General features: G+C 62.3%; 23 protein-coding genes and 3 pseudogenes. 9 read left to right on the top strand and 17 right to left on the bottom strand.

From position 1 onward, the window contains the following. A pseudogene (locus ACI3K3_RS05985) lies at nt 1–371 on the bottom strand (IS5 family transposase); the annotation flags it as partial. 88 nt (nt 372–459) lie between these two features. On the opposite strand from ACI3K3_RS05985, the pseudogene ACI3K3_RS05980 reads away from it, so the two are divergent. Continuing rightward, nucleotides 460–681, top strand: a pseudogene (locus tag ACI3K3_RS05980) (helix-turn-helix domain-containing protein); the annotation flags it as partial. A gap of 27 nt (nt 682–708) precedes the next feature. On the opposite strand, the gene ACI3K3_RS05975 reads toward ACI3K3_RS05980, so the two are convergent. Next, entirely contained in the window at nt 709–1449 is a 741-nt protein-coding gene (locus ACI3K3_RS05975; RefSeq protein ID WP_404912693.1) for a response regulator transcription factor, read from the bottom strand. Nucleotides 1450–1558: 109 nt separating this feature from the next. Between ACI3K3_RS05975 and ACI3K3_RS05970 the strand changes: the two genes are divergently transcribed. Next, entirely contained in the window at nt 1559–2191 is a 633-nt protein-coding gene (locus ACI3K3_RS05970) for a response regulator (RefSeq protein ID WP_404912692.1), read from the top strand. 10 nt (nt 2192–2201) lie between these two features. On the opposite strand, the gene ACI3K3_RS05965 is transcribed toward ACI3K3_RS05970, so the two are convergent. The 9 genes and pseudogenes from ACI3K3_RS05965 to ACI3K3_RS05925 all read right to left on the bottom strand — a co-directional run bounded on the left by ACI3K3_RS05965 (nt 2202) and on the right by ACI3K3_RS05925 (nt 13002). Continuing rightward, the gene (locus ACI3K3_RS05965) at nt 2202–5132 is read right to left on the bottom strand and encodes an ATP-binding protein (protein WP_404912691.1); all 2931 of its coding nucleotides are present in this window, start codon (nt 5130–5132) and stop codon (nt 2202–2204) included. Between the two features lie 55 nt (nt 5133–5187). Then, nucleotides 5188–5883, bottom strand: coding sequence for a YoaK family protein (locus ACI3K3_RS05960; RefSeq protein WP_404912690.1), 696 nt, complete (start codon nt 5881–5883; stop codon nt 5188–5190). Between the two features lie 96 nt (nt 5884–5979). Then, nucleotides 5980–7329, bottom strand: a complete 1350-nt coding sequence (locus ACI3K3_RS05955; protein WP_404912701.1) for an alginate export family protein — start codon at nt 7327–7329, stop codon at nt 5980–5982. Nucleotides 7330–7438: 109 nt separating this feature from the next. After that, entirely contained in the window at nt 7439–7867 is a 429-nt protein-coding gene (locus ACI3K3_RS05950; protein WP_404912689.1) for a DoxX family protein, read from the bottom strand. A 3-nt stretch (nt 7868–7870) separates the two neighbouring features. Then, a complete protein-coding gene (locus ACI3K3_RS05945; RefSeq protein ID WP_404912688.1) occupies nt 7871–8764 on the bottom strand; it encodes a glyoxalase in 894 nt (297 codons plus the stop codon). A 211-nt stretch (nt 8765–8975) separates the two neighbouring features. Beyond that, entirely contained in the window at nt 8976–10820 is a 1845-nt protein-coding gene (locus ACI3K3_RS05940; protein WP_404912700.1) for an amidohydrolase, read from the bottom strand. Nucleotides 10821–10909: 89 nt separating this feature from the next. After that, complete coding sequence (locus ACI3K3_RS05935) at nt 10910–11182, bottom strand: DUF1427 family protein (protein ID WP_404912687.1); 273 nt, start codon at nt 11180–11182, stop codon at nt 10910–10912. A gap of 136 nt (nt 11183–11318) precedes the next feature. After that, complete coding sequence (locus tag ACI3K3_RS05930) at nt 11319–11978, bottom strand: hydrolase (RefSeq protein ID WP_404912686.1); 660 nt, start codon at nt 11976–11978, stop codon at nt 11319–11321. A gap of 425 nt (nt 11979–12403) precedes the next feature. Further along, nucleotides 12404–13002, bottom strand: a pseudogene (locus ACI3K3_RS05925) (tyrosine-type recombinase/integrase). Between the two features lie 400 nt (nt 13003–13402). Here ACI3K3_RS05925 and ACI3K3_RS05920 point away from each other — a divergent pair. The 3 genes from ACI3K3_RS05920 to ACI3K3_RS05910 all read left to right on the top strand — a co-directional run bounded on the left by ACI3K3_RS05920 (nt 13403) and on the right by ACI3K3_RS05910 (nt 15736). Beyond that, on the top strand, nt 13403–13855 hold the full coding sequence (locus ACI3K3_RS05920) for a Rid family hydrolase (RefSeq protein WP_404912685.1): 453 nt from the start codon (nt 13403–13405) through the stop codon (nt 13853–13855). Nucleotides 13856–13928: 73 nt separating this feature from the next. Beyond that, nucleotides 13929–14762: an alpha/beta fold hydrolase gene (locus ACI3K3_RS05915; RefSeq protein ID WP_404912683.1), complete on the top strand. Its 834-nt coding sequence runs from the start codon at nt 13929–13931 to the stop codon at nt 14760–14762. 101 nt (nt 14763–14863) lie between these two features. Beyond that, a complete protein-coding gene (locus tag ACI3K3_RS05910; RefSeq protein ID WP_404912682.1) occupies nt 14864–15736 on the top strand; it encodes a LysR family transcriptional regulator in 873 nt (290 codons plus the stop codon). Between the two features lie 93 nt (nt 15737–15829). Here the strand turns inward: ACI3K3_RS05910 and ACI3K3_RS05905 are convergent, their stop codons facing one another. Next, complete coding sequence (locus ACI3K3_RS05905) at nt 15830–15994, bottom strand: hypothetical protein (protein ID WP_404912681.1); 165 nt, start codon at nt 15992–15994, stop codon at nt 15830–15832. Nucleotides 15995–16005: 11 nt separating this feature from the next. On the opposite strand from ACI3K3_RS05905, the gene ACI3K3_RS05900 reads away from it, so the two are divergent. Beyond that, nucleotides 16006–16320 carry a helix-turn-helix domain-containing protein gene (locus tag ACI3K3_RS05900; RefSeq protein WP_404912680.1) on the top strand — a complete coding sequence of 105 codons (315 nt, stop codon included), beginning with the start codon at nt 16006–16008 and terminating at the stop codon, nt 16318–16320. Nucleotides 16321–16698: 378 nt separating this feature from the next. Here ACI3K3_RS05900 and ACI3K3_RS05895 read toward each other — a convergent pair whose 3' ends face one another. Then, entirely contained in the window at nt 16699–17103 is a 405-nt protein-coding gene (locus ACI3K3_RS05895; RefSeq protein WP_404912679.1) for a RidA family protein, read from the bottom strand. A 138-nt stretch (nt 17104–17241) separates the two neighbouring features. Between ACI3K3_RS05895 and ACI3K3_RS05890 the strand changes: the two genes are divergently transcribed. Then, nucleotides 17242–17853, top strand: coding sequence for a TetR/AcrR family transcriptional regulator (locus ACI3K3_RS05890; protein WP_404912678.1), 612 nt, complete (start codon nt 17242–17244; stop codon nt 17851–17853). Between the two features lie 84 nt (nt 17854–17937). Here ACI3K3_RS05890 and ACI3K3_RS05885 read toward each other — a convergent pair whose 3' ends face one another. Further along, nucleotides 17938–18294 carry a winged helix-turn-helix transcriptional regulator gene (locus ACI3K3_RS05885; RefSeq protein WP_404912677.1) on the bottom strand — a complete coding sequence of 119 codons (357 nt, stop codon included), beginning with the start codon at nt 18292–18294 and terminating at the stop codon, nt 17938–17940. A gap of 122 nt (nt 18295–18416) precedes the next feature. Here ACI3K3_RS05885 and ACI3K3_RS05880 point away from each other — a divergent pair, with 122 nt between their 5' ends. Then, complete coding sequence (locus ACI3K3_RS05880) at nt 18417–18830, top strand: ester cyclase (protein WP_404912676.1); 414 nt, start codon at nt 18417–18419, stop codon at nt 18828–18830. A gap of 130 nt (nt 18831–18960) precedes the next feature. On the opposite strand, the gene ACI3K3_RS05875 is transcribed toward ACI3K3_RS05880, so the two are convergent. Both ACI3K3_RS05875 and ACI3K3_RS05870 read right to left on the bottom strand, forming a co-directional pair. Further along, nucleotides 18961–19122, bottom strand: coding sequence for a hypothetical protein (locus tag ACI3K3_RS05875; protein ID WP_404912675.1), 162 nt, complete (start codon nt 19120–19122; stop codon nt 18961–18963). Nucleotides 19123–19309: 187 nt separating this feature from the next. Continuing rightward, entirely contained in the window at nt 19310–20443 is a 1134-nt protein-coding gene (locus tag ACI3K3_RS05870) for an MFS transporter (RefSeq protein WP_404912674.1), read from the bottom strand. A 141-nt stretch (nt 20444–20584) separates the two neighbouring features. Between ACI3K3_RS05870 and ACI3K3_RS05865 the strand changes: the two genes are divergently transcribed. Further along, the gene (locus ACI3K3_RS05865; RefSeq protein WP_404912673.1) at nt 20585–21034 is read left to right on the top strand and encodes a winged helix-turn-helix transcriptional regulator; all 450 of its coding nucleotides are present in this window, start codon (nt 20585–20587) and stop codon (nt 21032–21034) included. A gap of 89 nt (nt 21035–21123) precedes the next feature. Here ACI3K3_RS05865 and ACI3K3_RS05860 read toward each other — a convergent pair whose 3' ends face one another. Continuing rightward, nucleotides 21124–22500 (bottom strand): transposase, encoded by a 1377-nt coding sequence (locus ACI3K3_RS05860; protein ID WP_404912672.1) that lies wholly within the window; start codon nt 22498–22500, stop codon nt 21124–21126. Nucleotides 22501–22574 lie beyond the last annotated feature (74 nt).

Genomic DNA, 22574 nt, shown 5'->3' with positions numbered 1-22574 from the left:
CTTGGTCGTCAGGCCGCCGCGCGAACGGCCCATGCAACCGGGTCCCCTTTTTTATCGCCATTGGCGCCATGCTGGTGAACCCGGATCGAAGAACTGTCGATCATCTGCACGTCACCCTCGTAAGCCGATGACACGGCTTCCAATATCCGAGCCCAATGCCCCGCACGCCGCCAGCGGTTGAAGCGGTTCACGCATGTCGTATGCGGGCCGTATCTTGACGGGATGTCCGCCCAGGGCGCCCCCGTCCGCAGCCGCCAGAAAATGCCGTTGAGCACCCGACGATCATCGACACGCGGCACGCCTCGAACCTTCGTCGGCAACAGCGGTTCGATCACCGACCACTCGAAATCCGTCAAATCGAACCGCGCCATCTCAATCTCCTTCTCCGAGAATGAATCAGATCACGGCAAATTTGGGAATCCTATTTATGGGTATGTGACCTAGCTAAGCCACTTCCACTTCGCCACCTCGTGCGGGCTGGCGACCGGAATGACACCGCACGAATGGCTCACATCCCTGCGCATGGATCGCGCCCGGGAACTGTTTGCTCAAACCCAATTGGCGATCATCGCGATCGCCCTTGAGGTAGGGTACGAAACGCCCTCGGCATTTAGCGCCAGTTTCCGCAAAACCACCCAGACCACTCCGACCGCCTATCGGTGCGAAACCTGGGCAAGATAATCACGCGGCGCCGCTTTCATGACTTTCCTACGATAGTCGATGCGATACGGTCTCGAGTGTTGGGAGGCAGACAGGAAGGTGCTTCCCACCGACAAGGGTGGTCACTACGTCGATTGACATCGACGCGCGAACCAGATCCGGCACCGAGCGCAGTTCCATCTTGCGCATCAGGCTTGAGCGATGAAGCTTTACGGTGATCTCGCTGATACCAAGTTCCCATGCGATCTGCTTGTTCATCAGACCACGGACAACGCCGTCCATGACTTGTCGTTCACGCGGAGTAAGGGCTTCGTAGCGCTGGACCATGGCGCGTCGGTGCCGGGCGATCAGGCGACGTTCCGTGTCGAATTCCAGGGCGTCTTCGATGGCATTCAGCAGATCGCCTTCATCGAAGGGACGGGGCAGGAAATCGATCGCACCGGCCTTGATTGCGCGGACGGACAAGGGAACGTCGGCGTCGTCGGCAATGAAAATGACCGGTATCGGTTCACCCCTGTTCTTCAGGCGCTCGATCAGAGCGAATCCTCCAGTGGCGTTCTGGCCGATCCGCGTGCGCGCGTCGGCGATTATGCAGCAAGGCCCCTCAGGCAAAGGCGCATCCGATAGCGCTTCGGCCCAGCTGAAGGCCTCCGCCTTGTATCCCTCCTCACGCAGGAGGGCGCGCAGCTGCGAACAGGCCGTATCGCCGTGGCCGACGATCAGAACAGCACCCTGAACTGCGCCGTCTTCGGCGGAATTTCGCATCGGCTTGCTGCTGGTATTGATCATTGCGTTACTCCTGCTGGCGGAGACGGAAATGATCCAGTGTGCACACAACCAGCAATCCCCTCTTTCGGGGGGCTTTCCACCGCAGGCCCTGCCGGACTAAACGCAGGCCATGGAAACGAGCGACCTTGATACCCCTATCCGCATCGCCGTGGTCGACGATCACCCGCTGTTGCGGGACGGAATCATCGCAGTCTTTGCGACTCAACCCGATCTTGAGCTGATCGCGGTAGGCGAAGACGGAGAGTCCGCGATCCGCATCTATCGGGAGCAACGTCCCGACGTTCTGCTCCTGGACCTGCAGATGCCCAACGTCGACGGTGTGGAGGCGATGACGCGCATTCTGGCGGAGTTCCCCGAGGCGCGCATCCTGGTGCTCACGACCTATTCGGGCGATGGCCGGGCGACGCAGGCGATCAAGGCCGGGGCCTCCGGCTACCTGCTCAAGAACAGCCTGCGGACAGAGTTGCTAGATGCGATCCGTTCGATCCATCGCGGCGGCACGCATTTCGACCGGCAGGTGTTCGGAGCCGCAGACCGCGAAGCCAAGCGCCTTACCGCACGGGAAAGCGACGTGCTGGAACTGGCCGCTTCCGGCAATTCGAACAAGCAGATCGCGGCGCGGCTGTCCCTCTCGGAAGAGACCGTGAAAGGGTACATGAAAGCGATCTTCGCACGGTTGGGGGCGATGGACCGCACGCATGCCGTAGCCATCGCCGTACGTAACGGACTGATCGAACTCTAGGAACCTTATCCTAGCGATAGGCGATTTTCGCCGGGAGGCTCAGTCGGATCGACGTCCCCCGACCGGCAGCGTTGGCGATCCCGAAGGTGCCGCCCAACCGTTCGATCCGCTCACGCATTCCGGTGAGCCCGAAATGCCCTTCGCGACCGCCCGCAACCCTCACCTCTTCGGGCAGGCCGGTGCCGTCGTCGACGATGCGCAGGGACAGGCGATCGCGGCTATGGTGGATTTCTACACGAATGTTGGTTGCCTGTGCATGCTTGACCGCATTCGCCAGCGCTTCACCCACTGCCAGTTCGACTTCCTCTGCAACCGGAGCGCCTACAAGCCGCTCCGGTCCATCGACGCGAAGTTCCCAGTTCAGCGCATTGCCGACCACTCTATGAGCACAGGCGCGCAGGGTTTCGGCGATGCACTTGGGTTCGGCGTCTTCGCGCAGGCCCCGTACTCGCTCGCGACCATGCAGAAGGACGTCGTCGGCGCGATCCAGCGCTTCCCCGATCGCGGTATGGGCAGGGGTGCCCGGCGTCGTCAGGTGGAGCACCGTCTGGAAGCGCAGCATCAGGCCCTGGAAGCCCTGTAGCAGCGTGTCGTGAAGATCCTGGGCGATGCGTTCGCGCTCCGCGACGCGCTCCTCGATGCGATCCCGCGTTGCTTGCATCGCCAGTCGGAGGCGCCAGCGGAACAGCGCATAAAGGCCGAGCGCTGCACCTGCCAGAATCGCAAGCCGAAACCATGTCGTCTGCCAGAAATGCGGTGCGATCACGAAAGTCACGCTTGTCTCTCGCTTTGCCCACGGTCCGTCGTCGGTCGCGGCGGTGACGTGGAAGCGGTAGGTGCCGGGGCCAAGCCCTGCGTAATCCACACGGCGACGGCTTTCCGCATCGACCCAGTTTTCGTCGACCCCATCCAGCCGGTAGCGATAGCGGTTGCCCTCCGCATGCGAGAGACCAAGTCCGACGTAAGACAAACTGACGCGGGTGGTCCCGGCCGGCAGCCGCGCGCCGTCCAAAGCATAGGGCATCCCGTCCACTTGCAGCCCGGTCATGCGGATTGGCATGTCCGGTTTGCGCGGCGCGATGCGCGAAGGATCGACTTGCACCACGCCGGTGCTGGTGACGAACCACAGCCGCCCTTGTGCATCTACGGCAGCATCGTTGGCGGAGTAGGACTCGGTGCGCGCCCGGATCACCCCGCTCTGCCCGTAGTTGGCACGAGGAACGGGTATGCCGGGTCTGGCGAAAGCGGCGTCGAGGTCGCTTACGGCGACGCGGATGATGCCACCTGCGGAGATTATCCAATAGTGCCCTCCCACCCGAACGATACCCATCACGCCCGTAAGCCATGGGTAAGTCCGCGCACTCAACTGCCGGACGCGGCGGCCGTCGTAACGGGCGAGGCCAGCTTCACCGCCGATCCAGGTTTCGCCGTCCAACTGCTTGAGCATGCGCACGAAGCCGACGCCGTCCTTGCTGCCCTCAGGCCAGATCGGCGTTGTTTCGCCATCATGCACCCGTGCCAGCAAGCGCAATGGCTGGTTGACGATGAAGGTACCGTTCCCGGTTGCGACGAAGGCAGTTGCAGCGGGAAGGCTCTCGTCCTTGACCCAGCGCTTGCCGTGAAGCCGATAGATCCCGCCTGCGGAAACCGCTTGCCACAAATGGCCCTGCTGATCGGAAGTGCATCCCTGGCCGAACTGCCGCTCATGCTCCAGCGGCCCAATGATCCGCGTCAGGGACGAGCCGCGCACGAGATACTCGTTCTTGTAGGTCAGGACATAAGCGCCCTCACCCGCAACCGAGCAGACTTCCGACACCAGGCTGGACCGGAGAATGAGCTGCGCCTTGCCATCGACGATTCGATACAGCCCCTCGTCCCCGCCGATGTAGATCGAGCCATCCGGCCCCGAGGCGATACCGGTGCGGACGCCCTTGATCGCGGCATAACGCACCACCGGCGTACGCACGAAGCGGTGCAGGCCATCAGGAGCCCCTCCCCAGATCGTTCCTTCGGCATCGCGAAGGAGCGTGGAAATCTGCACCGGATAGGTTTCGGCCCGGTCCATCGACAGGGCGTTGCGCGGAACTGTCGCCAGTCCGGAGGCATTGCCTGCCACCCAAAGCAGATCGTCGGCATCGAACAGCAGGTCGCGGATGCCTTCTCCTCCGCCCTGAGGCTCCCCGAAGGACACCTGCGTCGGCACGAACCCGCGCGGAGTCAGCTGTTGCAGGCCATCGCTCGAGAAAAACCACATCCTGCCGGCGGGCCCCTCCAGGAAGGCAGAGCCGAGGTTCATCAGACCCGGCACCTTCTCGAACGTGCGGCTGCCTGGACGCAGCCGCAGCAGGTCCGGGTTGGAGGCAATCCAGATAGTGCCGTCGTTCTGGCGATAGAGGCGCACCAGCGGCCCATCGACATCCAGCACGTCCCACTTGCCCTTCACCAGATGGCGCAGCTGCGATCCGAAGCCGCTCCACGCCCCCACCCAGACGGTACCATCCGGGGCGGCCACGATATCCGTCACGCGCCCGCGCGGCTTCTCCGGGTTGGCGCCGCGCAGCTTGCCGTCCTTCAGCCTGGCGATGCCGCCGAAGGCATAGCCCACCCAAAGGCTGCCATCGGGCGCAGCAGCCAGCGCCGTGATCTGCCGCGCGCGGAAATTGTCGAAGTCCTCCGGGTCGACGCGCTGGAAGTTCAGTCCGTCGAACCGATAGAGACCATCGCCCGAACCGAGCCACAGGAAGCCGTCGCGGGTGCGCGCAATGGCGCGGATATCCGGCGGAGCGCCATCGGCCAGCGACCAATGACGGCTGGAGTAGCCGGGGATCTCGGTCGCCGGGGACGCCAGCGACGCGGGCGCGCCGATGGCTGCTCCGGCGAGAACCAGAAGCCGTGAGATATTACGGACGATGGGGCGAGCGAAAGCTCGGTCAGGACGCATGGCCCGCGCATTGCATGTCGCTACGCAGGCCACAAGCAAACCTTCGTATATCCCCTCAGGCTTTGTGCGGTACGGCTGCGGCGGGATCGCGCAGGAAGGCTACTGTCGCGCCCAGCACGACGGCTCCGGCCAGCGCCAACGGCAGAGCAAGTCCACCGTGAATGAGCAGTAGCGCACCTACCGCCGCGCCTGCGAAGATAGAGAGCACTGCACCGAAGCGGCGCAGGAAGTTGGGCGAACGCCCCGCAACCTGGTCGGCGGCGATGCCGGTGATGGTCAGAGTGAGCACCGTGGTCGTCAGATCGGGCACCTTGAGTTGCCGCACGGTCGCGTTGCGCAGGCCCATGGCGAAGCCGGTGAGCGCGATCACGCTCATTACGCCCGTCGTGGGCGCTTGTGCGACGACATCGATCTCAAGTGCGATCAGTGCAGCGATCCACAGCAATCCCGTCTCGATCGCGGCGGCCCACATCAGCCAACGCCCCAGCGGACGTTCGACATGGGCGCGGGCAAGGTGACCGGCGCCCCAGGCGCCGACCATGAAGGCGGCGAGCGCCAGCACTGATGGCACTACCTTGAAGCCTGGTGCTCCCGCTGCCGCAAAACCCAGGAATACCACATTGCCGGTCATGTTGGCGGTAAAGACCTTGCCGAGGCCAAGCACCGATGCAGCGTCGACAAGTCCGGTCGTTGCGGACAGCGAAAGCAACAGGCAGGGCAGCAGCCTGGACTTCGGCAATGTGATAGACATGAGTGATCTCCTGAATAGCGGGGATGATCGACCGAGCGAAGTCGCGCCAGGTCGTTAGACGATGTCTGACGGATCAGTCGATGATCTGGAAAAAGTTCAGAACCGGAAGTTGCTTTCCAGGCCGAGCATGCGGATGGTGCTGGCGGTGCCGGTCTGCTTGATGAAGGTGCCCGGCGCGAAGGCGGAAAGCGAGGCGGAGAGTTCGAGTTCGGGCGTTGCCTGCCAGGCCAGCGTGGCTTCTACTTCCTTGCCGACGAACCGGGCGCGGCTGTCTCCGGCGTCGCGGATCAGGTTTCCCGGGATGTCGTAGATGCCGTCCTCGCGCGAAGTGCGCCAATAGGCCATGGCGGCGAGGCTGGCCGAGACATCGGGTGCCAGTTGCAGGCCGAGCGAGGAGTAGGCGTTGACGATGTTGTAGGGGCCGACCGGCGAGAGTTCGCCGAAGTACTTGCCCTTGGGGAACAGAGCGTTGAACGTGCCTAGGCGCCCATCATTGCGGTTGCGGTCGCCGCTGACGACGTTGACGCGCATCGTGAGGTTGGGCGCCAGCGGCGCGTCGGGGAAGGCGCGGCCGAGTTCGGTGCCCAGCGTCCAGGCCGAGATCGGGCCATCCGCAAAGCGGCCGAACTGGTAGACGCCCTCGACGTTCCAGCGCCAGTCGTCGCGTTTGCCGTGCCAGCGCGCGCCCAAGCTGTGGCGGGTTTCGGTGCCTTCGCGGGTGCCCCAGTGGGCGGCCTCGTTGCGATAGCCGAGGTAGTAGAGGTCGAGGTTCGGCATGGCGGCATAGGCGCCCCACAGCGCCTTGTCGGGCGATGTGCGATCGTTGAAATCTCCCTTGCGGGCCTGCACGGGCTTGACGGCCAGCAGGCTGACGGTTGCCGCGCCCAGCTTCACCTCGGCGCGCAGACCGTCGAAGGCGAGCGGCACGTTGGGGCCGTAGCGGGTGCCGATCAGTCGCTCGGTGCCGAGCGAGAGCATCTGCCGCCCGGCCCGCAGCGTCACCGGCCCGAGGTCGGCCTCGGCGAAGCCTTGCAGCAGGTCGAGACCGCTGCCGTCCACCGGGCCGGGCGCGGGGGCGACGCCGATCGAGGTCGAGGCGATGGGTTGGACGAAGGCCCGCAGCCTGCCCAGATGGAGATCGGCATAAGGCAGGGCGCGCAGCCAGAGATAGCTGTCGTCTGGCGCCTCGGCGGCGCCCCAGAGGTTGTTCTCCAGGTTCTCGTTGCGGGCGCGCAGTTCGATGCCGGTGGAGAGCCAGGCGTCGTCGCCGAGCGGGATGTACTTGAACGGGCCGGTCCAGTGGTGGTCGCGCTTTTCGGCATCGGCAAGGTCCGACCAGTCCTCGTCGTAGCGGGTGATCGAGAGGGTCGGGGCCTGCCAGGCTTCGGTGGGGTTGGCGTGGGCGACGGAGGGCAGTGCGGCGGCGAGGAAGAGCGAGAGCGCGATGAGCCGTCGTCCCGGACTTGATCCGAGACCGCTGTCTGTCTTTAGGCGCGTGCTCGCGAGCGGGGCGCGACTCGGCCAGCGGTCCCGGATCAAGTCCGGGACGACGAAATTACGCACCGTTCGTCTCCTTGCGCGCCAGGATCGCGACCAGCACGAAGCCGCCGACGAGGCCCATATGTTCGAAGAAGGCGTTGGTGGCGGCGAAGCGCTCCGGTCCGGCGGGCATGGCCCAGAAGGCATTGGCGACCAGCGCGGCGAAGAAGGTGAACACCCCCAGCATGCCCGCGCCCAGCCAGACGAGACGGCCCGAGAGGACCAGCAGCGGGCCGACCAGTTCGACCGCGATGGTCAGTCCGGCCCAGAGCGCCGGCGGGGTCAGGCCGAAGTGGACCTGTTCCGCCACCGCGCCCGGCCAGTCGGTGAGCTTGGTGAGCCCGCCGACCAGATAGGCGCCGACCAGCAGGAGCCGGGCGAAGAAGCGTGTCGGCGCGAAATCCAGCACCGATGCGACGAATGTGGGCGTACCGGTGCTGGGCATGGCTCAGCCTACCTTGTCGGAGTGGATTTCGGCGATGTAGCCGCCCGGGAAGCGGACGATGACGGTCTGTCGCTTGCCCGTCGTGTAAGGAGCAACCAGGGTTTCCACGCCTGCCGCCGACGCCTTGGTGAGCGTTGCGGACAGGTCGCTGACGGCATAACCAGTCATGTCGCGACCATAGGGCCAAGGCAGCTGGCCGTCCGAGACGTAGACCACCATCTTGCCGTAGCCGCTGGTGAGCGCGACGCGGCGAATCGTCTTTCCGGGCTCGCCGATCTCGGAGCCGTCAGCCGCCTTGTCGTCGGCAATGACCTTGGCGTGGGCGAAGCCGGTCCAGCCCTTGAGGAAGCTGTCGGCGGCATCGGCGGTCAGGTAGACACGGTTTTCCGGTACCGCCTGAAGCGGCGCGTAGCTCGGCTTGGCGGTGTGCCAGTAGAGCTGCATGTTCACGCCGCCTGGCCACTGGATCACCGAATCCCGGCCAATCGGATCGGGGAAGGTTTCAAGACGGCGCACGGCGCCGTGGCTCCGGGCAGACTTCACGGCGGCGTCGAGATCGGTGACGAGATAGCCGGTGCGCTCGTCGCCGAAGGGGACAGGGATCGGCGTCTTGAAGCCGAACACCGAGACCGTGCCCGCAGGCGTCAGCACCAGCTGCGACTTGGTCAGGCTCTTGGTCGGCGTCACCTGGAACTCGCCCTGCTTGCTGGTGGTGCCGCCGAAAGTGGCGACGAAGCTGGCGACGAAAGTGTCGAACTGGTCCTGCGGGACGTAGACGTGGGTGGTGTCATACTGCGCGCCGACCGCGTAGTCGGTCGTGGGGGCGGCGATAGCGGGAACGGCGATCGGGCTGGTCGCGACCACGGCGGCGGCGAAGAGGAAGGCAAAGCGCTTCATCGAAGGTCTCCTGGGGGCATTGCGCGGGGACGAGTTTCATCGTCGTCTCGGACAGGACCAAACTCGCAGCGATGAGCGGGAGTGGGCTTTTCCGGGAACGGTGTAGGACGCGGGCGAACGGTGATCGATCCGAATAATATCGTTCGAAATGTTCTAGGTTATGGAAAAGATGGTGGTGCGGCCCCTCCTCACTCGGAGGGGCCGCATGGGATCATACGGCCCAGCAGCCGCAGCCGAGTGCGCCCCAGAAGGTCTGGACATCGGCGGCCGGGACATTGGCGCCCAGCGCGGCGGCGTGATCGTGGCCGTGGACGCCGCAGCCGCTGGCGCAGCCGCAGGCCGATGCCAGCTTTTCCCTGGCTTCCGGCGTCTGGTAATAGCCGCCGAACGTCGCGACCGGCGACCAGTCCGGCATGGCGCGCGGCAGTTCGGGCGCGAGCGGCCGGAAATCGCCGTCGCCATGGACCACCTTGCCGCCCAGCAGGGTCAGGATCGAACGGATATGGACGATCTCGTTGTCGGGCACGCTGAAGTAGTCGTCGGAGAGCAGCGCGAGGTCGGCCAGCTGACCGGCCTTGATCTGGCCCTTCTTGCCCACTTCGGAGGAGAACCAGGTGTTCTCGTGAGTCCACATGCGCAGCGCCTTCTCGCGGCTGACGCGGTTGTCGCCGCGATAGAGCGAGAGGCCGCCCACGGTCCGTCCGGTGACGAGCCAGGAGAGCGAGACCCAGGGATTGTAGCTGGCGACGCGGGTGGCGTCGGTGCCGCCGCCCACCGGAATGCCGGCAGCGATCATGCGGGCGATCGGCGGGGTGCGCTCGGCCGCCTTGGCGCCGTAGCGTTCCACGAAATATTCGCCCTGGTAGGCCATGCGGTGCTGCACGGCGATGCCGCCGCCCAGCGCGGCGATGCGGTCTATGTTGCGGTCGCTGATCGTCTCGGCATGGTCGAAGAACCAGTTGATGCCTTCGAGCGGAATGTCGCGGTTGACCTTCTCGTAGACGTCCAGCGCACGGCCGATGGTCTCGTCGTAAGTGGCGTGGAGGCGCCAGGGCCAGCGGTTCTCGGCGAGCAGGCGGATGACGGGTTCCAGGTCGCCTTCCATCTCGGGCGCCATGTCGGGGCGGGGCTGGCGGAAATCCTCGAAATCGGCGGCGGAATAGACGAGCATCTCGCCCGCGCCGTTGTGGCGGTAGGTATCGTCGCCCTGGCCGGGCTTGACCTGCTTGGCCCAGCCCTGGAAATCGGCCAGTTCCTCCTTGGGCTTCTGGGTGAACAGGTTGTAGCTGATGCGTAACGTCAGCTGGTCGTCGGCGTGCAGCTTCTCGATGATCTCGTAGTCGTCGGGATAGTTCTGCGCCCCGCCGCCCGCGTCGATCACGCCGGTCACGCCCAGCGCGTTGACTTCGCGCATGAAGTGGCGGGTGGAATTGAGCTGGTATTCGGGCGGCAGCTTCGGCCCCTTGGCCAGCGTGGAATAGAGGATCGTGGCGTTGGGATGCGCCAGCAGCAGGCCGGTGGGATTACCCTGCGCATCGCGGACGATCTCGCCGCCCGGCGGGTTTGGGGTGTCCTTGGTATAGCCCACCACGCGCAGCGCGGCGGCATTGAGCAGGGCGCGGTCGTAGAGGTGGAGGATGAACACCGGCGTGTCGGGGGCGACCGCGTTCAGTTCCTGGATGGTCGGCAGGCGCTTCTCGGCGAACTGGTGCTCGGTGAAGCCGCCGACCACGCGCACCCACTGCGGGGCGGGAGTGTTGTCGACCTGCTTCTTCAGCATCGCCATCGCTTCGGAAAGCGAGGTCACGCCGTCCCAGCGCAGTTCCATGTTGAAGTTCAGCCCGCCGCGGATGATGTGCATGTGGCTGTCGATCAGGCCGGGGATCAGGCGATGGCCCTTTGCATCGATCACGTTGGCCTCGGGCGCTGCGGCGCGCACTTCGGCTTCGCTGCCCACCGTCAGGAACTTGCCGTCGCGGATCGCCACGGCTTCGGCCTGCGGGTTCTCGCGGTCGAGCGTGGTGATCTTGGCGTTGACGATGATGGTGTCGGTCATGGCGGCTTCCTTGGAACGGGCAGTTTGGGTGAAAAGCGAGGGCAGCAGCGAGGTGGCGGCCGCTCCGGCAAGCGTCTGGCGGCGGGTGATCACGCTTCAGCCTTGTGATCGGCGGCGCGGCAGGGGAACTTGTCGCCCGGCAGGCGGCCGAGGACATGCTTGCGGCAATCTGTCTGGACGAACTGGGCGACTTCCTCGTGCGCCCAGATCTTCTTCGCCAGCGGCACGATCTGTTCGCCGAGCAGAATGCCGAGCAGCCCGAGCAGGGCAATCATCGGCGGCGCCGGCGAACGGACGCCGAGGAGAGAGTAGACCACGCCCACCAGCAACCCGGCGGCAATCGAGAGAAGGTAGGCTTTCATCGGAGGGCTCCTCGGACGTTTGGTCAAGCCTGCACGAAGGCGAGCAGGTCGGGGGTGATGGTCAGGAAGGATGGAACCGGAAAGCCTGTGGTGAGGGCCGGTTGGGTGATGCGGCTTCCCGGTCCCGAGCTTCAGATCAGTGACCGCCTTCCGAGGCGCCGAACATGGTCTTGGCGTACTTGATCCCGAGGCCGTAAGCGCCGCCCCAGACCTTCGCGATCCCGGTGGTGCTGTCGTAAGTTTCGGTGCGAGCCCAGTCGCGCTGGAGTTCGAGCAGGTACTGGAGCGAGGTAATCGGCACGGCGCCCAGCTGGATCATGCGCTCCACGGCGCGCTCATGCGCTTCGGTCGAGATGTCGCCGCAGGCGTCGGTGATGACGTAGGCCTCGAAGCCCTGGTCGATGGCGGAAGCGACCGGACCGACGATGCAGACCGAGGTCCAGAGCCCGGCGAATACGATACGCGGCTTGGCGATGCGATTGATCTCACAGATCACGGCTTCGTCTTCCCAGGTGTTCATGCTGGTGCGGTCGAGCAGTTCCTGGCCCGGGAAGGCGTCGGTGATCTCGTCGAACATCGGGCCGGAGAAGCTTTTCTCGGCAACCGTGGTGAGGATCGTGGGAACGTTGAACGACTTGGCGCCGCGCGAGATCAGGGCGGCGTTGTTGCGCAGCAGCTCGGCGGAGATCGACTTGGTGGCGAAAGCCATCTGCGACTGGAAGTCAATCAGGACAAGGGCATGATTGTCAGGCGAGATCAGCGTTTTGCCGGGGGTAGCCGTGGCGGTGAGAGTCATTTGTAGGTTCCTCTTGTTGCTGGCCGATCCGGCCTGTTGAAAGCTCTTGCCGTGAAAATTCTGTCCAAAAAAGTCGCATAAAATCGACCCCAGTTTTCGATGAAATCGAAACTTTGGACAGGGACACTTGCTCGTTGCTAGTGAGTGTTGGCTTGTGAGCGAGGTATGGCGACTTACACTTGGCTCGCGAACCCAACCGTTCGTATACACTCGAATGGGGGGAAATTGAGAAAGTGCCCGACTGACTGCTAACGGTCGGGAATTTCAGTAGGTGTCCACCCATTTCAGCCGTGTTGATTGGGTCGGCAAGGAAACCGGACAGATGGCGTCCGACAATGGCAAAAGTTTGCTGAAGGTCATTGACGGGCGCAAGGCCATCACGCTTTAAGGTCTGGCTCCTTGCAACGGCAAGGAGCCAGTCCTTCTCAGATTTTAGTGCCTTCTGCGAGCGTCAACGCATCCTTCACGTCTACGCCGAGGTACCTGCCGTGCTTTCAATCTTCGTGTGTCCAAGGAAAATCTGGACGGCACGGAGATTTCCAGTCGCCTTGTAGATGATCGATGCCTTGGTTCGGCGCAAAGAGTGAGTGCCGTAATCTTCGCCGGGCAAGCCGATAACGGTAACCCATTCGGCGAAAAGGCGAGCATATTGGCGGGTGCTTATGTGAGCTGTGTGATCGGTGCGGCTAGGGAAAGCAAAGTCCTCCAAGGATCCACCTCGGAGTTCGAGCCATTTGAGTAGGCTGGCTCATCAGTTCGAACTGAACCGGCCTGCCGGTCTTCTGCTGTACGACCGTCGCCCGTGTTCGAATTTTCCGATCGCAAACGATATCACTTATTCTGATCTTCACCAGATCGCATCCGCGAAGCTTGCTGTCGATGGCGAGGTCAAAAAGGACCTGGTCGAGAAAGAAGCGAATTGCCCGTATCTGACGGGGCCTGAGCGCTCGCTTTGCTCCGACCTTGCGTCGGCGTTCCAAGATACCCGCTCTCGAGCGGCGGGATCAAACTCTGATAATCCCATGACACATCTCCTGTGGCCCTCACCGCCATAGGTAGAACGCTTCAGAGGGGGACGACCCATTGTTGACGTTCAGACGCGGAATCTCGATGCCAAGGTGCGAACGGTCCCGTTCCGGCAGGTCGCGACCCGACTCACGTCGTTCGGCGGCCCCCCAACTGAACGACTGCAATTGGCGCAACCTGCCTCTTCAATCAATGGAGATTGACCAACTCGTGTTTGGACGCATGCGTGCCTAGCCGTTGATCTGAGCCCGTCCTAAGGTCGAAACGTTCCAAGCCAAACGTGCATGTGTGCAAAAACGCCCGATCAATTGCGCAGAAATGCTGTTTGCTCGCTAACGACCCTCTCGATAGAAATCGTTCAACAGAACACAATGAAGTCATAATAAAGGTCAATAGCGATGAGCAATAATAATACTCTTTCGAAAAAAGCATTTTATCATGGCGTTCCTTGGGAAGACGCCTATGGCTATCCCCAAGGCATCAAGGTGGGAAACAGCATTTTTGTTTCGGGTCAACTTAGCCATGATGTTGCTGGACAGATTGTCGGCCCTGCGGAACTCGATCAGGACGGCAAGCCGGCCGATTTTTCCATGATGAAGCTTCAGATGGAAACCACTTACGCGAATGCGAAGAAGGTGCTCGAAAGCTTCGGTGCGACGTTCGACAACGTCGTGGAGGAAACGCTCTTCGTCCTCGACGTCGATGCCGCGTTCGCAGTGGCGAAGGGTGTTCGTAGCGAGGCTTATGGGACCGACAAACCGATGTGCGCGAGCAATATCATCGGCGTTTCCCGCCTTGCATTCCCGACGCAGCTCATCGAGATCGCGTTCCGGGCACAGCTCGAAGCCTGAATTCGTGGCGGGGCGAAGCTCGGTTCGGCACTGACGACCCAAATCGCCCCGTCTTCCTCGAAGGATTGATCCTGTGGCATTCGTCACGACCAGCGACGGCGTTGAGATCTTCTACAAGGATTGGGGGCCGAAAGACGCGCGGCCCATCGTGTTCCATCACGGTTGGCCGCTCTCGTCGGACGAATGGGATGCCCAGATGCTGTTCTTCCTGAATGCAGGATACAGGGTCGTGGCCCATGATCGTCGGGGGCATGGTCGCTCCGCGCAGGTTCCCGACCATCATGACATGAACCGCTACGCGGCCGACGCCGCAGCGGTGATGGATCACCTCGAGCTGCGCGGCGCCGTCCACATCGGCCATGCCGCAGGCGGCAGCGAGGTGGCTGCCTATGTGGCCCGCTACGGCATCCCGCTCGACCGTGTCGTAAAGGCCGTGCTGGTCAGCACCGCGCTGCCGCTCTTGGCCAGGAGCGATCGATATCCGGGCGGCCTGCCGATCGACGTGTTGGATGGGCTGCGTTCTGGCCTCGCGGGCAATCGAGCCGAGTTGTTTCACTGCCTGGCGTCCGGCCCGTTCTACGGCTTCAACCGCGCAGGCGCGCGAATCCTGCCGGCGGTCATCGACAACTGGCATCGTCAGGGCATGATGGGCAGCGCCAAGGCTCAGTGCGAGGGCATCAAGGCTTTCTCGGAAACGGACCAGACGACCGATCTGGCAGAGATGACCGTGCCGACCCTCGTTCTTCACGGAGACGACGATCAGATCGTTCCTGTCGGAAACGGCAGGGTTCTGGTCGAAATCCTGCCAAATGCGACGCTCAATATCTACGAAGGTTTCTCGCACGGCATGCTGACCGTCAACGCCGATGTCATCAATGCCGACCTGCTCTCCTTCATTCGGGCGTGATCCGGAAAGAAGGCCTGTCTCCTACACGGAAGTGTAGCTTGCCTTCCCTTCTGCACCCGGCTTCAAAAACCGTCGGTGCAGATTGATGAAGTGCAGGAGCCATGAGCAAGTTAAGCGAGAAGCTTTCATGGGACGATCTGCGTGTCGTCCGCTCCATCGCGGAGACGTGCATGCCCTCGGAAGCGGCGCGGCTGATGGGGGTGAACAATTCCACGATCGTCAGGCGACTTGCTCAGGTGGAGGAAGCCATCGGCACGCCGCTGTTCGATCGCAGGCGCAGCGGCTACGTCCCCACGGCGGCAGGCGAACTGGTTATCAAGCTTGCAGGGCGGATCGAGCTTGATCTTACCAGCCTGGGGCATCAGCTCTCGGAGGAAACCGAGACCGGTTCCGGGCTGATCCGCCTCGCAACCAGCGACTCTCTGCTCCAGGCGGCAATGCCGGTCATCCGGGATTTCCGCGCGCAGCATCCTGGCATCCAGATCGAGGTGATCGCCGGCAATGGAGCCCTGAACCTCGCGAGGGGCGAATGCGACGTCGCCTTGCGGGCGACCTGCAACCCTCCGGAAAACCTCGTTGGCCGGAAGATCGCCCAGATCGAATGGGCACCGTTTGGACGCATCGATCAGGATGTCGGCGCATCCCTCCATGATCACGCATGGGTTTCCTATGCCGGTTCGCTCGCCGGTTTGAAGGCAGCGGCCTTCCTGGCGCAACGAACAGCGCCGCAGCAGATCGTCTATCGGTCCGACACCGTGCTGGGCGTCGCTTCCGCCGTCAGGGAAGGCATCGGGCTGGGCTATCTTCCCTGCATGCTGGGAGATCGGCTCGAAGGCGTGTCGCAGGTGGGGGAAGTGGAGAAAAGCCTTAGCGACGAGCTATGGCTCCTGACCCATCCCGACATTCGCTATTCCCATCGTGTGCGCGCCTTCATGACATTCTTCTCGAAGGCCTTCTCGATCGATCGAGGATGATGGAAGCGCGCCGCACGCTTCCATCATCGCCCTTCCCCGGCGCTGCATCCCTTCGCTACCGGTCGAAGAGCAGGCCGGAACAGTTCATCGGGATCAAGGCCTCGCGGCAACCGGCAGGCGGAACGGCGCGCCGAGCCGGTTGAACGCGTTCATCGCGGCGATCACCAGCGTCAGGTCGACCAAATCCTTAGACTCGAAGGCTTCCGCCGCCGCCGCGTAGGCTTCGTCCGAAGCGTGGGTTTCGCTGAGATTGGTCACATCCTCGGCCCATGCCAGCGCAGCTCGGTATCGCGCGCGGCAATCTCGACCGCGCGATCAGCCTCGAGGAACTGTCGGGACTGGTCGAGCTGAGCCGCTTCCATTTCGCCACCTCGTTCAGGCTGGCGACCGGCATGACTCCTCACGAATGGCTGACATTCCCGCGCATGAACCGCGCCCGAGATCTGCTTGCCCGCACCGACTTGCCGATCATCGCGATCGCGCTCGAGGTAGGATACGAAACGCCCTCGGCGTTCAGCGCCAGCTTCCGCAAGAGCGTCCAGATGACGCCCTCGGCCTATCGGCGCGCAACCTCCGCAAAATAGCTGTTATGCGCAGTTCCCCTGTGCAAGGTTAGGCTATTGATGTCGCAGAACGGCTGCACGCGACGGCGCGATTTCTGCGCCCCTGTCGTGCTGCGCGAGAAACGACCCTTTCCGGCCGCTCAGGGGTCAAATCCTGATCCCCGGGTGCGGAAGGTCCGGTATCCCGGCAGGTGGCGACCAAGTTCCGCCGTTCAGATGCAATGCGCAAACGTCTGCTTTCCCCAAAATCCGCTGTTCCGTTTAACGAGAACCTGCAAGCGGCAACGATGCCCGACCGGGGCCGAGGCTCGATCATGAGCTTCAATAACTAGCGGCACCGGTTTGTGCTTCGGAGTAGCGGCCGACCCGGCACGCTACCCCTCGTTTGCTCCTGTGGGTTTACCGTTTAAGTCCCTCCGGGATGCGGACGATCACCTTGATCTCGAAATCGAAGCCGGCCAGCCAGTTGACCCCTACCGCTGTCCAGGAGGGATACGGCGCGGACTGAAAAATCTCGCGCTTTACCGCCATGACAGTGCCGAACTGGCTTTCGGGGTCGGTGTGAAAGCTCGTGACGTCTACGATGTCGTCGAAGCTGCAGCCGGCGGCGAGGAGGATGGCTTCCAGATTGGCGAACGCAAGTCGAACCTGAGCTTCGAAATCCGGCTCTGGAGAGCCGTCCCCGCGGCTGCCGACTTGCCCGGAAACAAACAGGAGATTGTCCGATCGTACGGCGGCGGAGTAGCCATGCGCTTCGTAGAGAGCGTGCGGAGCGGCAGGAAAAACGGCGTCGCGTGAGGCCATGTAATCATCCTTTCTGGAAAATAGCAGAAGTACCCGATCGCGTAGCTGGACATTTCAACCATGCAGCGGCACTTTGCATACGCCGCGTATGTTAAACCACAAACGACTAGCCGTGTCAAATTGACATACGCAACGTATATGAAAGGACTTACCATGGCGATGAAGCGGCGTGCCGAAACGATGGAAGAAAACCGCGCCAAGCTGATCGGCGCGGCGCGCAAGGCGTTTGCAGCATTCGGTTTCGCCAGTGCATCGATGGACGATCTAACCGCAGCGGTCGGCCTCACCCGGGGCGCGCTTTATCATAGCTTCGGTGACAAGAAGGGGCTGCTAGGCGCCGTGGTCGCTCAGGTTGACGGAGAGATGGCTGCGCGCGCGCAGCAGGCTGGAGCCAAAGCCTCGAATGATTGGGATGCGCTGCTGGCGGAAGGGGCGGCTTATATCGAGATGGCACTGGACCCGGAGGTCCAGCGAATCGTCCTTCTGGACGGACCGGCCGTTTTGGGCGACCCATCGGGGTGGCCAAGTCAGAATGCCTGCCTGAGCATCACGCAGCAAGCGGTGGCGAAGTTGATCGCCGAAGGTGTCATGAAGCCGGTCGACATCGAGGCTGCCTCACGGCTTCTGAGCGGTGCGGCGTTCAATGCTGCCCTGTGGGTGGCGGCCAGCGCGCAGCCGCACCTTGCCCTTCCCAGAGCGATCGAGGCCTTTACAATGATGGCAGAAGGTTTCTTGGCACACTCAAGCTGACCAACGCCATCGAATCTTGTTCCGGCCCCTTTTCTCAAGAGTAGGTCCGACATTTCCCTAAAATTTCGCGAGACGATCCGTCGGTCAATTCGGTCCCGGTTCCCGCGGCTTAGCTAATGTTTCTATTACGTGCGTACGGTTCTGCGTGCCCCACTCGCAGAGTGGCAGCAAAGCCTTGACCAGCGTTCGGCCGAACGGGGTCAACGCATAATCGACCATGGGCGGCACGCGCTGGTGGTCGCGGCGGATCAGGACGTTCATGGCCACCAGCTCGCGCAATTGTTGGATCAAGACCTTTTCGCTGATCCCGCCGATGCGCTGCCTCACTTGCGAGAACCGGGTCGGCCCGTCTTGAACGTGATAGAGGATCAGGGGCTTCCATTTCCCGCCGATTACCTTCAGCGAAACGTCCAGTCCGCAGGTCTCGTCCATAAAATCCATGCGCCAATCTTAACTTACCTTTTGGTAGGTTCTACCTTTTGGGTAATCCTATGTCTATCTGGAAGGTATGGTCGCTGTCTTCAGGGACGGCGGCGCGGAAAAACCCGTTGGAAAGCCTTCTCATGACAGACGATGTACAGACCATCAAAGACCTCTACGCTGCGGCCGAGGGGGACAGACTCGACCTTGCCAGCTTTCTCAGGTGCTTCTCGGGTGACGGCTACGTTCGCAATGTCCCGGCGCAGATGGACTTTCGCGGGCAGGATATCGCGCTGGTCGCAAGCGGCATGGCGGATGCCTTTCCCGACATTCACCGCGAGATCTTCAGCATCAGCGCGGCGGAGAATCTTATCGTAGTCGAATTGGCCATCCGCGGCACTCATCAGGGCACGCTAATGACGCCGACTGGCCCGGTTCCAGCGACCGGCAAGCGGATCGACGTTCCTTGTTGCGACGTTTTCCGCATGAAAGATGGAAAGGTCGTATCCTTCCATTGCTACAACGCCGCCAACATCATGCAACAGCAGTTGTCCTGATCAAAATGCAAGGAACAGCCTGTTTGTCGCCGAGCGGCCAATCCGGTTCGGATTCAGAAAGCCTCCGTGGAATTAATCGAAGATAAAGCGCTCCAACTTTCTCGTAACGCTGATACCCCGCCGTCCAATCCTACCAACGCCGAGTTCTCGCTTCTTTGGCAACATTGGGATCGATGCCGGTATGCGGATCCTCGATGTAGGTTGCGGGAATGGCGACCTCAGCTGATTTGTCACTAGCTTCAGCGTGCCGAGCAGCGAAATCGTTGCCACGACCAACGATCAGGCGCTTCAACTGCGCGCGATCAGATCGGAACGCTGCGCGGCATCAAATCGGAATGCCTGCGCGAGATCGTCGGAATCCGCATCCTATGGCCACATTGACCATCTGCAGAACGCTCGCCGGCGAGGACGCGCAGGACTTGCTGTGCGGCTCGTGCCGACCAGGTTCAGTCGTTCCAGGACCAATCCGCCGACGTCTGCTAATCCTGAAACCTGTCGCTCGCAATCCATAGCAAGAAACCAGTGGCGCTGATGATGCCACCGATCACGCATACACCGTTCCAACCCCAGAGGCTGTACATGAGAGGCGCTATGGCCGCGCCTGACGCGCTACCGAGAGAATAGAGCACCATGTACCCGGCGATCGCGCGACCGGCTGCATCGGGATGGCGATCGACGATGAGTGTTTGGCTGGAGACATGAACGGCTTGAATCGCCAGATCGAGCAGCACGATGCCGGCGGCGAGCCACCATAGGGATAGGGGCAGTAGGGCGATGATGCCCCAGGACAGGCAGAGCAGCAGAAGCGAGGCTCCCGTTACGCTCCGTGCATGACCCAGATCGGCAAGGCGGCCGGCGCTACGGGCGCCGATTGCGCCGACTATGCCGACCAGTCCGAATAGGCCGACCTGCGTGTGCGACAATCCGAACCCAGGAGCCGTCAGCGGCAGAACCAGGGCGGTCCAGAATGTGCTGAAGGCAGCGAAGATGACGAAGGCGAACGCGGCGCGCATCCGCAATAGCCCGTCGCCGATAAACACGCGCGGCAGCGATCGTAGTATTTTGCCATAAGTCCGGCTTCCGGGCTGCCTGGCATCCTGAGGCAGCATCCGTGCCAGCGCCAACGCCGAGATCGCACTCGCCGCAGCCGCCAGCAGATAGACCGCGCGCCAGCCGAGCAGGTCGCCGACGCTGCCAGAGATTACCCGTGCAGCCAATATCCCCACGACGACCCCGGCGGTGACCTTGCCAACAACCATGCCGCGTTCCCGCAGAGGTGCGAGCGCGCCAGCATAGGCCACCAGCGTCTGAACCGTGACGGCCAGCGCTCCGACTACCGCAAGGGATGCCAGCAGCACGCCTGCTGTCGACGCGAATGCGACGGCCATAAGAGCTGCGGCGGACAGCGCGCTCTGCCCCACGATCAATCGCCGTCGATCGATGACGTCGCTGAGCGGGACTAAAAGGATAAGGCCGAGGGCATAGCCGATCTGCGCCACGGTAACCGCGAATCCGATCTCGGCGGAATCAAATTCAAGACTCTTGCCGATCAGATCGAGAAGCGGATGCGCGACATAGACATTGGCCACCGCAAGGCCGGCTGCAATCGTCATGGCGGTGGTCGTCCCGCTAGCGAGTATGGGCGACCTTTCGGCGCCAGTAAGTCTTTCAGCGATTGTCATGGTCCTATATCAAGACCAGATTAAGATCCTTATCCAGTTCGTAATCCGAACCACATCCGAAGGACCTTCCTCTTGGTAAAGCGTGTCAGCCTGTCGCATGCTCCATGCCCCGTAGCCCGCGCGCTGGACGTCATCGGAGATTGGTGGTCGCTGCTCATCATCCGCGATGCCTTGGAGGGCGTCCGCCGGTTCAGCGCGTTCCAATCCAGTCTTGGCATCGCTAAGGGGATGCTGGCGACCCGTCTCCGGGCGTTGATCGAGCGCGGCATCATGACCCAAGCCCCCGCTTCCGACGGGAGTGCATACAAAGATTATATCCTCACTCCGAGAGGCCGGGCGCTCCACCTGGTGATCGCAGCGCTTCGGCAATGGGGTGAGGGAGAACTCTATGACGCCGACGAAGCCCGTTCTGTTCTCGTAGACACCCGCGACGCTTTGCCTGTCGCTCCGCTGATATTGCGCAGTGCTGATGGCCGGACGCTCGACTGGAGTGATACACAGGTTCAGCGCTTGCGAGACTGATCAGGTGCCATGGGCACCTGTCGACCGATAGTGTTGAAGAAGTCCGGGATTGTCGTTCGCTGATATTGAAGTGAGGCCGGGCGACCGCGTCAGGCAGGGCTGGTTTCTGGATGGATCGGTACGAGCTTTGCCAGCTTACGAAGGTTTTGGGCTGTGGCTGCCAGGAGGAACTCGTCTTTTGCACCATTTGGTCCTCGCAGGCGCAAGCGGTCGAGCTTGAGGATGCGTTTGAGGTGGGCGAACAGCATCTCAACCTTTTTCCGCTCGCGGCGGGAGGTGACATAGGCGTCGGTTTTGGACAAATCTCTTGCCAGATCCCGTGCCCCCTCGTGGATTGATCGGATCACTTTTCGGTTGGGCTGACCTGGGCAGCATTGCGGCTTGAGAGCGCAGGCATCGCAGTCATGTTTACTGGCGCGGTAGCGGATGAACCCGTCCTGATCGACGTCAGGCGGTGGGATCACATAGTTCTTGCGGCGCGGGAACAACTCTTTGCCGCCGGGACATACATAAAGATCATTTTGATGGTCGTAGCGGAACTCAGCGCGTTGGTAGCTTCCAGTCCGGCGGCCCGCATGATTGAAAATGGGAATATGCGGTTCGATGCCGCGCTCATGGACAAGCCAAGCGATATTGGCGGCATCGCCATAACCAGTATCGGCGGCCAGGCGCTGTGGCCAAATGCCAAAGCGTTTCTGCGTCCTATCGATCATCGTTCGGTGCGCCGTCACCTCGGCGGGGCGAATGGCCGTGGTGGCTTCAACATCAACAATTACGGCGTTTTCCAAATCGATGAGATAATTGGTGCTGTAAGCGAAGAAGGCTTGTCCGCCATGAGCGCTTGTCCAGCGCGCTGCAGGATCGGCAGGTGACAGATATTTGGGCGCGACAGGCGATGCCGCGCCGAACGCTGCCGCATCGAGCACCTCCAGATACTCTCGGGCTGCATGGTGGCCGATGACCGGGGGCAAGCCTTCCTCGCCGGGCACACCTCGCTGGCGGTTCGCGTCGGCCTTGATCAGGCTGGCGTCGACGGCAAAGCCCTCGCCACCGACCAATCCCTCCTCGATACAGCGCGTGACCGTCATCTCGAAAAGATCCCGCAACAGATCGCTATCCCGAAAGCGGCCGTGGCGGTTCTTGGAGAACGTCGAATGATCCGGCACCGCTCCGTCAAGGCCGAGCCGGCAAAACCAGCGATAGGCCAGATTGAGATGCACTTCCTCGCAGAGGCGCCGTTCTGACCGGATCCACAGGCAATAGCCAATCAGCAGCATCCGGATCATGAGTTCGGGATCGATCGAAGGGCGGCCCGTCTCACTATAGAATGGCCGCAGCTTCTCCCGGATACCGCTCAGGTCCACAAAGCGGTCAACGGCCCGCAGCAGGTGACTTTGCGGCACATGGCCCTCTAGGCTGAAGCTGTAAAACAGCGCCTCCTGCGTCACCGTTCGAGCACCCATCATCAGCCTGTCTCCCAACGACAGGACCAGTGAATCAGGACTTTGCGACTACTGAAAGGCTGAGTTTTTCAACACTA

Origin of the sequence: Novosphingobium sp. ZW T3_23, assembly GCF_044987305.1 — a bacterium.
GTDB lineage: Bacteria > Pseudomonadota > Alphaproteobacteria > Sphingomonadales > Sphingomonadaceae > Novosphingobium.
Note: the sequence above shows the minus strand (reverse complement) of the source record. Positions and strands in the feature narration are given on the sequence as shown.

Bases quoted from the DNA above. Each gene is read 5' to 3' on its own strand.
- ACI3K3_RS05960 (WP_404912690.1), bottom strand. From the start codon at position 5,883: ATGTCTATCACATTGCCGAAGTCCAGGCTGCTGCCCTGCCTGTTGCTT.
- ACI3K3_RS05870 (WP_404912674.1), bottom strand. From the start codon at position 20,443: ATGACGATTGCAGCCGGCCTTGCGGTGGCCAATGTCTATGTCGCGCAT.
- ACI3K3_RS05880 (WP_404912676.1), top strand. From the start codon at position 18,417: ATGACAGACGATGTACAGACCATCAAAGACCTCTACGCTGCGGCCGAG.
- ACI3K3_RS05975 (WP_404912693.1), bottom strand. From the start codon at position 1,449: ATGATCAATACCAGCAGCAAGCCGATGCGAAATTCCGCCGAAGACGGC.
- ACI3K3_RS05920 (WP_404912685.1), top strand. From the start codon at position 13,403: ATGAGCAATAATAATACTCTTTCGAAAAAAGCATTTTATCATGGCGTT.
- ACI3K3_RS05895 (WP_404912679.1), bottom strand. From the start codon at position 17,103: ATGGCCTCACGCGACGCCGTTTTTCCTGCCGCTCCGCACGCTCTCTAC.
- ACI3K3_RS05885 (WP_404912677.1), bottom strand. From the start codon at position 18,294: ATGGATTTTATGGACGAGACCTGCGGACTGGACGTTTCGCTGAAGGTA.
- ACI3K3_RS05910 (WP_404912682.1), top strand. From the start codon at position 14,864: ATGAGCAAGTTAAGCGAGAAGCTTTCATGGGACGATCTGCGTGTCGTC.
- ACI3K3_RS05900 (WP_404912680.1), top strand. From the start codon at position 16,006: ATGCCAGCGCAGCTCGGTATCGCGCGCGGCAATCTCGACCGCGCGATC.
- ACI3K3_RS05950 (WP_404912689.1), bottom strand. From the start codon at position 7,867: ATGCCCAGCACCGGTACGCCCACATTCGTCGCATCGGTGCTGGATTTC.
- ACI3K3_RS05945 (WP_404912688.1), bottom strand. From the start codon at position 8,764: ATGAAGCGCTTTGCCTTCCTCTTCGCCGCCGCCGTGGTCGCGACCAGC.
- ACI3K3_RS05890 (WP_404912678.1), top strand. From the start codon at position 17,242: ATGAAAGGACTTACCATGGCGATGAAGCGGCGTGCCGAAACGATGGAA.
- ACI3K3_RS05935 (WP_404912687.1), bottom strand. From the start codon at position 11,182: ATGAAAGCCTACCTTCTCTCGATTGCCGCCGGGTTGCTGGTGGGCGTG.
- ACI3K3_RS05970 (WP_404912692.1), top strand. From the start codon at position 1,559: ATGGAAACGAGCGACCTTGATACCCCTATCCGCATCGCCGTGGTCGAC.
- ACI3K3_RS05860 (WP_404912672.1), bottom strand. From the start codon at position 22,500: ATGATGGGTGCTCGAACGGTGACGCAGGAGGCGCTGTTTTACAGCTTC.
- ACI3K3_RS05930 (WP_404912686.1), bottom strand. From the start codon at position 11,978: ATGACTCTCACCGCCACGGCTACCCCCGGCAAAACGCTGATCTCGCCT.
- ACI3K3_RS05940 (WP_404912700.1), bottom strand. From the start codon at position 10,820: ATGACCGACACCATCATCGTCAACGCCAAGATCACCACGCTCGACCGC.
- ACI3K3_RS05965 (WP_404912691.1), bottom strand. From the start codon at position 5,132: ATGCGTCCTGACCGAGCTTTCGCTCGCCCCATCGTCCGTAATATCTCA.